This window comes from Cryobacterium sp. PH31-AA6, from assembly GCF_030063195.1.
In the GTDB taxonomy this organism is placed as follows: domain Bacteria; phylum Actinomycetota; class Actinomycetes; order Actinomycetales; family Microbacteriaceae; genus Cryobacterium.
Window position 1 is genome coordinate 1 of sequence record NZ_JASISS010000058.1, and the last position, 1748, is coordinate 1748.

Consider the following 1748-nt stretch of genomic DNA (forward strand, 5'->3'; position numbering starts at 1 on the left):
ATGTGCTGTCTCAACTCTTTGTTTACAACCTGTCTCATGACTTTGTTGACACCATGTCTCAGCACCTTGTTTACGGGATCTCTCACGACCTTGATTACAGGTCCGGTGGCGGCGGAACCTCGGCGGCAGCGTGGTTTCGATAATGGGGAGTGCCTAGATCCCTTACTCCTTCCGTCCGTCGCCAGATCATCGAATTTGACCCGTTTGCCGCCGATGGGCCCAGTGTTTCCGAGTTCTGCCAAGGCCTGAATATCAGTCGGCCCTCGTTCTATAACATCCGGCGGCGTTTCCTTCACGAGGGCAACACGGCGCTGAATCCACGTTCCTCGGCCCCGAACAACCCGGCGCGAGTCTTCGACCACCAGACGACTGAGATCGTGTTGCGGATTCGTGCCCGGCTGAAGAAGGAGGGGTGGGATAGCGGGCCCAAATCGATCTGGTTCACCGGGGTCGACACCGGCGAGTTCGTAGCCCCGGTCCCGTCGGTGGCGACCATCGCCCGCATCCTGGCGTCCGCCGGTGTTACGAAAGCGAACCCGCGCAAGCGCCCGCGGTCAGCCTGGCTGCGGTTCTCCCGTGCGGCGGCGATGGAGATGTGGCAGCTCGACGCGTTCGAATACCGCCTGGCCGACGCCCAGAGCGCTGCTGAACGGGGGACGAAGGTCACCGTGTACCAGTTGCTGGATGACTCCACCCGGTTCGACGTCGGCACCATGTGTTTCACCGATCCGGAGAACGGCACCGATGCGATCGTCACGCTGGGCGCCGCATTCGCCGACCACGGGGTGCCGAAGGAGCTGCTCAGTGACAACGGCCTCGCATTCAGCCAGACCCGGCGCGGCAACATCTCAGCCACCGAGCGGTTTCTGGCCGACCGCGGCTGCCTCGGGATCACCGGCCGGGGAAGACACCCGCAAACGCAGGGCAAGAACGAGCGCAGTCACCAGACGATCCTGAGATTCCTCGACGCCAACGCCCCCGACAGCCTGGAGCGGTTAACGGCCCTGATCGCCGAGTACCGCACCTATTACAACTACCGCCGCCGGCACCAGGCACTGCCCGGGTCGATGACCCCGGGACAGGCATGGGAGGCCGCCGAACACCACCCCACCGACGGGATTCCGATCAGCCACGACGTGCTGCAGGCGCGAGCCGATTCCTATCGCGATAGAAACCTCGCCGACCAGGCCGATGGCACCGAAGCGGTTGATCTGCAGGCGACGACAATTCCCACCGAGCCGGGCGAGCAGCCAAAGCCCCACGGCGGTCGGCTGCGCGATTCCCCGGACCACGTCGTCATCACCCGCGCCAACCCGCAGATCTACTTCCACAGCATCAGGATCAAGGTCCCCACGACCCTGGTCGGGACCTACCTGGTGGTGACCACCGAGACCGAGTTCACGATGTTCGACGCGTTCAGCGGCGTCGAGAGCATCTACTTCCCGCTGCCCCTGCGTACCGCCGCCACCCAGGAACCCTTCCCACTCTGGCAAGTCGCCGGCGCGAAGATCCGCGACCCGAAACCGGCCTGGCTCCACAAACACCTGACCTACGAGGAAGAGCACTTCCCGACAGATCAAGACCTCACGGCCCCGCAAGATGGGGCGGCCAGGCGGTTCCGTCGGTTGTAAACGACGTCATGAGACGGGTGTAAACAACGTGGCGACATCGTGTGTAAACAACGTGATGAGAGAGGTTGTAAACAAGGTGATGAGAACGTGTGTAAACAACCTCATGCGATTACACAT

General features: G+C 62.6%; 1 protein-coding gene. It reads left to right on the top strand.

Annotated elements, in window-relative coordinates:
- The first annotated feature begins 149 nt into the window (after positions 1–149).
- Positions 150–1631, top strand: coding sequence for an integrase core domain-containing protein (locus QMG61_RS17340; protein ID WP_283495583.1), 1482 nt, complete (start codon positions 150–152; stop codon positions 1629–1631).
- The last annotated feature ends 117 nt before the right edge of the window (positions 1632–1748 follow it).